The sequence below is a fragment of the Actinomycetota bacterium genome (assembly GCA_005774595.1).
Lineage (GTDB): Bacteria > Actinomycetota > Coriobacteriia > Anaerosomatales > D1FN1-002 > D1FN1-002.
On sequence record VAUM01000090.1, the window covers coordinates 1 to 6561 of the forward strand.

General features: G+C 69.9%; 5 protein-coding genes. 1 reads left to right on the top strand and 4 read right to left on the bottom strand.

Features of this window, described 5'->3' with window-relative positions:
• Positions 1-672 (bottom strand): 3-methyl-2-oxobutanoate hydroxymethyltransferase (gene panB, locus FDZ70_05085; protein ID TLM77859.1); only part of this gene is annotated, 672 nt, incomplete at its 3' end.
• Positions 673-974: 302 nt separating this feature from the next.
• On the opposite strand from panB, the gene FDZ70_05090 reads away from it, so the two are divergent.
• Entirely contained in the window at positions 975-1727 is a 753-nt protein-coding gene (locus FDZ70_05090; protein ID TLM77860.1) for a hypothetical protein, read from the top strand.
• Between the two features lie 84 nt (positions 1728-1811).
• Here FDZ70_05090 and FDZ70_05095 read toward each other — a convergent pair whose 3' ends face one another.
• The 3 genes from FDZ70_05095 to FDZ70_05105 form a co-directional block, all read right to left on the bottom strand.
• Entirely contained in the window at positions 1812-4004 is a 2193-nt protein-coding gene (locus FDZ70_05095; GenBank protein ID TLM77861.1) for a sodium-translocating pyrophosphatase, read from the bottom strand.
• Between the two features lie 172 nt (positions 4005-4176).
• Entirely contained in the window at positions 4177-4392 is a 216-nt protein-coding gene (locus FDZ70_05100) for a hypothetical protein (GenBank protein ID TLM77863.1), read from the bottom strand.
• Between the two features lie 7 nt (positions 4393-4399).
• A partial coding sequence (locus FDZ70_05105; protein TLM77862.1) for a hypothetical protein occupies positions 4400-6561 on the bottom strand: 2162 nt, incomplete at its 5' end.

A 6561-nucleotide genomic window follows, 5' to 3' on the forward strand; every position in this document is an offset into this window, starting at 1 on the left:
GACCTGGACCTCCCCGTCGCAACCGGCGCCGGCGCCGATGCCGATCACCGGGATCGCGAGGCGCTCGGTCACGAGCGCGGCGAGCTCTGCGGGGATGCACTCGAGCACGACCGCGAACGCGCCGGCGTCCTGCAGCGCTGCGCAGTCACCGACCAGCGCGAGCGCCTCGGCGGCGCCGCGTGCCTGCACCTTGTAGCCGCCGAGCGCGTTGACCGACTGTGGCGTGAGCCCCACGTGCCCCATGACGGGGATGCCCGCTGCGACGATGCGGCGCACCGTGTCGGCCATGACCGCACCGCCCTCGAGCTTGACAGCCGCCGCGCCGGCCTCGGCCACGAACCGCCCGGCGTTGCGCAGCGCGTCCTCGGGCGAGACCTGGTACGACATGAACGGCATGTCGGCCACCACCAGCGCGCGCGAGGTCCCGCGGACGACGGCGGCAGTGTGGCGCACCATGTCGTCCATCGTCACGGGCAGGGTCGAGTCGTGGCCGAGCACGGTCATGCCGAGCGAGTCGCCGACGAGCACCACGTCGACGCCGGCCGCATCGGCCAGTCGCGCGCCGATGACGTCGTAGGCGGTGACCATGACGATGCGGCGACCGGCCTCCTTCGCGGCGCGAAGGGCGGTCACCGTCACGGACCTCGCGGGATCCAGAGGCACGTCGCTCATCGCTCGAGCTCCTTCCCGGTGTGGCCGTCCCGGCCGCATCTGCGGTCCTGGCGGCCCCCTGTTCGGGGGAGCCGCATTGTACCACCTGCGGCGATGCGGGCCTCGACGCCGTTTGGACCCGGCGGTCGCCGAGCCTCTCGGCGCGCCCTACGGTTTCTCGGAACGATCGTTCCGAGAAACCGTAGGAGCCGGGAACCGGTCCTGAACGACGCAAGTGCACGACCTGGCGACCGGCCCGCGGCGGCACCTCGGCCGGGGCTGGTATGCTCGTGGACGAGCCGTCAGCCCACGAAGGAGAAGCCATGCGCGCACTCCGCACCGCGACCGCAGTCCTCGTCGCGCTCGGACTCGCCGGCGCACTCGCCTCCGGATGCCGCCTCGCGACGAAGCCCGGCTCGACGGGCGGCGGCACGTCCGGCGACGGCGGCTCGAAGAAGGCCGACGGCGCCAAGGACATCGAGGCGGTCAAGGCGTACCTCGCCGCGAACAGTGCGCAAGCGACCTGGTACCCGCTGGTCGAGAGCATCGAGCAGCAGTCGATCGCGGGCGTGCCGGCGATCGTGATCGTCCTCAAGACGGCCGCTGACGCCGACACGGACTACTCGAAGGACGACGCCGCGGTGAACGCCATCCGCGCGTCGGACCCGGCGTTCACGGACTGCTACATCACCGTGGACCAGTGGAGTATCCGCACGGAACGCGGGACCGCCGAGCGGCCCGCGCTCGAGGCGCTCCCAAAGCCCACCGATGCAGCGTCGCTGAAGTCCTGGCTCGAGCAGCAGTACGGCCCGGGCGGTCCGAGGGACTCCTCGGCCGAAGCGTGGTACGGCACGGTCAAGAGCATCGAGGTCGTGAACAAGGATGCGTTCGGACCCACCGTGATCGTGAAGACCGGGCTGACCGCCGACGCGCGCGGCCGCGTGTCCGAGCACACGCTCATGGGCGCGCTGTGCAGCTCCGGGTACGACTTCGCGAAGTGGATGCAGGTCCAGTTCGCATCCGGCGAGGCCCGCGGCATCGCAGGCAACCGCCAGTCGCTGCCGTTCGAGAAGTAGCGGCCGGCGCCGAAGACGCGCGGAGGGCCCCTTTCGGGGGCCCTCCGGCTGATGCGAACGAACGAGCGCGGGTCGCCCGCGCGCCTACGTGACGTTGATGAACAGCGGCGCCAGCACGAGCGTGACGGTCGCGAGCAGCTTGATGAGCACGTGCAGCGACGGGCCGGCCGTGTCCTTGAACGGGTCGCCGACGGTGTCGCCCGACACCGACGCCTTGTGCGTGTCGGAGCCCTTGCCACCCGCGAAGCCGAGCTCGATGTACTTCTTCGCGTTGTCCCACGAGCCGCCCGAGTTGTTGAGCGACAGCGCCATCAGGATGCCGGCGATCGTGCCGACCATCAGGAACGCGGCGACCGCCTCGGCGCCGAGGTTCGGCATGTCGAACAGCGGGCCGATGAGGCGGAACGTGATGCCCACGGCGATCGGCATGAGGGTCGCGAGCAGCCCCGGAGCGACCATCTCCTTCAGCGCCGCGCGCGTCACGATGTCCACTGTGCGGCCGTAGTCGGGCTTGTCCGTGCCCTCCATGATGCCGGGCTTCTCCTTGAACTGGTCGCGCACGTCCTGGATGACCGAGACGGCCGCCTTGCCCACCGCGCGGATGGTCCACGCGCTGAACAGGAAGACCAGCATGCCGCCGAGCAGCGCGGCGGTGAAGATCTCGGGCTTGGCGATGTCCACGGTGGTGAGCTCGACGCCGTAGCTGCGGACCTCGTCCATGTAGGCCGAGAAGAGCAGGAACGCGGCGAGTGCGGCCGAGCCGATCGCGTAGCCCTTGGTGAGCGCCTTGGTGGTGTTGCCCGCGGCGTCGAGCTGGTCGGCCTTGCGGCGGACCTCCTCGGTCTGGCCCGACATCTCGATGATGCCGCCGGCGTTGTCGGCGATCGGACCGAAGGTGTCCATCGCGAGCACGTACGCAGCGGTCGACAGCATGCCCATGGTGGCCACGGCGGTGCCGAACAGGCCCGCCTCGGGGAAGCCCGAGCTCTGGCCGAGGCCGAACGCTGCCAGGATCGCGATGGAGATGACCACGACCGGGGCGGCGGTGGACTCGAAGCCGACCGCCATGCCAGCGATGATGTTGGTCGCCGGGCCGGTCTGCGACGCGTCGGCGATGGAACGCACCGGGCGGAACTCGTGCTCGGTGTAGTACTGCGTGATGCGCAGGTACAGGAACGCGGTGATGACGCCCACCACGCCGGCGAGCAGGAAGTGCCACCACGCGCCCGGGACCTCGGGGATGCGCAGGAGCCAGTACGACGAGATCGCCATGCCGACGACCGCCAGCGCGGTCGCGACGTAGAAGCCGCGGTCGAGCGCGCGCATCGGGTTGTCGCCCTCCTTGTGCTTGACGCACAGGATGCCGATGAACGACGCCAGGATGCCGAACGCACGGGCGACGAGCGGGAACATCATCACGCCGAGGACCCACTGCTCGCTGACGGTCGGGTACATCGCCACGACGCGCTCGGCCATGACGGCGCCGAGGATCATCGCGCCGATGTTCTCGGCGGCGGTGGACTCGAACAGGTCGGCGCCGCGGCCGGCGCAGTCGCCCACGTTGTCGCCCACGAGGTCCGCGACGACGGCTGGGTTGCGCGCGTCGTCCTCGGGGATGCCGGCCTCGACCTTGCCGACCAGGTCGGCACCCACGTCGGCGGCCTTCGTGTAGATGCCGCCGCCGAGCTGCGAGAAGAGCGCCACGAACGACGCTCCGAAGCCGTAGCCGACGATCAGCAGCGGGATCTGGGTCTTGGCGATGTCCATCGTCAGGTCGACCGCGTAGTACAGGCCCGCGACGCCGAGCAGCGACATCGCGACGACCATGAAGCCGGCCACGGCGCCGCCGCGCAGTGCGACCTGCAGGCCGTCGTTGACGCTGCGCGTCGTGCCCGCAGCGGTGCGGATGTTCGCACGGATCGAGATCCACATGCCGACGTAGCCGGCGATGATGGAGCACACCGCGCCGAAGATGAACGAGACGGTCACGCCCATGGCGAGCAGGTACTTGTTGCTCACCGGGTCCATCGAGCCGGTCGGCTTGAGGAACGCGTAGCCGATGAACAGGACGGCGCCCAGCGCGACCGCAAGGTAGATGATCGTGCGGAACTGCCGGCGCATGAACGCCTCGGCGCCCTCCTTGATGGCGTCCGAGACGGCGCGCATCGCGTCGTTGCCGGTGTCGCGCTTGAGCACCCACTGCGCGAGCCACCATGCCACGCCGAGCCCGAAGACGCTCAGCCCGACGATCAGCGCCAGCATCAACCCCTCACTCATCCGTGCTCCTCTCGCAAGTAGGGCTGCCACGCCGGGGGGTGGTGGCAACCCACGATTCTTTACCACAGTAGAGTGATGGAGGTCAACGGCGGCTCGATGAGCGGGCGGAAGCGCCGCTCAGGCGGGAGCGGTCTCCTACTCGCGCCCCGTGACCTCCCGCACCCCCCGCGCGCTACGTGATGCTGATGAACAGCGGCGCCAGCACGAGCGTGACGATCGCGAGCAGCTTGATCGGCATGTACAACGACGGGCCGGCGGCGTCCTTGAACGGGTCGCCGACGGTGTCGCCGGAAACGGCGGCCTTGTGCGGGTCGGAACCGCTGCCGCCCGCGAACCCGAGCTCGACGTACTTCTCCGCGTTGTCCCACGAGCTGCCTGAGGCGAGCAGTGGAGCGTCACCTGGTCAGCGCGGCCACCGCTCCGGTCTCAGCCGTCACGGACACGGCGCCCCGACCTCCCACCACCAAGATCTCGGTCGTCTCGTCCCTGTGCGCACGGAGGAACCCGGCGCTCGGAGCGGGGAGTCCTCCCCCCGAGGAGAACACCACCGGCACACCGATACGAGCCGCGACGACACCGGTCGACAGCGCGTCAGGGAACGCAACACCGCTGGACAGGTAGCAAGACCTTGCCGTGAAGCCGTGGGCGAGCCCGTACTCGGCGACGACGCGTGCGGTGTCGTAGCGATCGGCTCCGCTGAGCCGCACGTCGGCCCCAAGCGTCGAGGAACATGCCTGGGAAACGGCACCCGTCCCGCCGAGGATCACGACGGTCGCTGTGTCCGCGAGCGCCTCGACGGCGGCGGCGGTCACTGTCGGTACCTCCGACGAGCGCGTGAGAAGGATCGGCGAGCCGATCCTTGCGGCGACCGGCGCGCCCGCCAAGGCATCGGGAAAGCCGACTCCACTGGCGATGAACGCCCCGGGAAGGTCGCCGGTGATATCGCGGAGCCTCTCCGAGACGAGGACCGCGGTCTCGTAGCGGCTCGCGCCGCCGATGCGCTCGACGTCATCGCCGGCGATGCCGACCGACGCGAGCTGCCCGACCGCGGTCGCCGAGACCGCACCCTCGCCTCCGAGCACAACCGCATGTGTAGCCCCGAGCCGATCGATCTCGGCTAGTACCGCCGGCGGGATGGAGCCCGGCTCCACGAGAAGCACCGGCGCATCGAGCGCGTACGCCAGCGGCGCGCCACACAAGGCGTCGGCGAACGCGCGACCGGAGGCGATCACGACTGTGTCCGCGGTGTCGAACTCCGAGCGCACGACGGCGACGCCTGTGTCGAACCGATTCGCGCCGTAGATGCGCTCGGTCATGGGATCCATCGTGAACAGGTCGTTGCCGGTGACCGCGACCAAGGCGTCACCGCAGCGCGTGAGGCGGACGTACCCGTCCGGGAGAGCGGTGGTGCCGACGACATAGCCGGCGGCCGGGTTCCGCAGGTCGACCGTGCGCACGCCGGCCATCGTTCCCGCGTACACGTAGCCGTCACCGCCGGGCACGATGCCTGAAGTGAAGCCGCCCACCGTGCCCAAGAGCACGGGGTGGAGCGGGTCGGCGACGGAGAAGACCTTCAGGCTCGATCCGCTACCAAGGTACAGCCTCGTGCCGTCAAGCGTGACCGTGCCCGGACGGTCGATGACCGGAGAGGCGTTCATGTTGAACGTGGCGATACTCGCGACCACTCGAGGCGCGGGGGTCGCGGAGGCGTCCACCACGCGTAGGCCGTACTCGAAGTCCGCGATGAACGCGTAGCGTCCCGACACTGCGACGTCTTGGACCATGCAGCGCCCGTAGGCGTTCGCGGGCACGACCCGACCTATCTCGATCGGAGCCGCCGGATTGCGCGCGTCGACCATCCAGAGGCCGGACTCGAGCTGCGCGACGAAGACCCGGCCGTCAGCCATTGCGGCACCGGCCGGAGCCCACATCCCCGGCCCCAGGGCGAGAGTGCCGGCGACGGAGGGTGCCGTCGGGTCGCCGAGGTCGACCATCTCGATCCCGCCGTCAGTCACCACGACCGCTTCGGCACCGTCAGCTGCGACGCTGCGTATCGAACTGTCGAGTGGGTCACCCCACTCGTTGAACACGGGAACTCCGCACGCGACCGTGCCCACCACCTCTGGCGCGCGCGGATCGGACATGTCCCAGCACGAAAACACCGCCCCGTCTCCAGCCACGGCAAGCGTGCTGGTCGCGGAAGCGACGCAGCTAGGCACGGCGGCCGGCTGCCAGACACCGAGCGGCTCGACCGGCCCGCCGGGCACGACCGCATACAGGGCCGCCCCATTCCCGACCACGGCCATACGTCCGTCGTCCGCCGTGAGCGCGTCGCAGGCGAACCCTTCGACTGCCGAACCGGAGGGCGCCGCGGGATTCGAGACGTCGAACCTCCACAGGTCGCCCTCCGAGATCCCGACGAGCTCGGTGGCGGAGACAGCCGCGAGCGCGCTGAGTCCGTGAAACCCGCCGGGGGTGAATCGACTCAGCCTCACCGGCGCAGAAGTCGACGATACGTCGATCACGTCGAGGCCGGTGTCGTTGAGCGGAATCGCGA

What these genes read in the sequence shown, in the direction of transcription:
- FDZ70_05095 (TLM77861.1), bottom strand. Translation starts at nt 4,004, where the DNA reads ATGAGTGAGGGGTTGATGCTGGCGCTGATCGTCGGGCTGAGCGTCTTC.
- FDZ70_05090 (TLM77860.1), top strand. Translation starts at nt 975, where the DNA reads ATGCGCGCACTCCGCACCGCGACCGCAGTCCTCGTCGCGCTCGGACTC.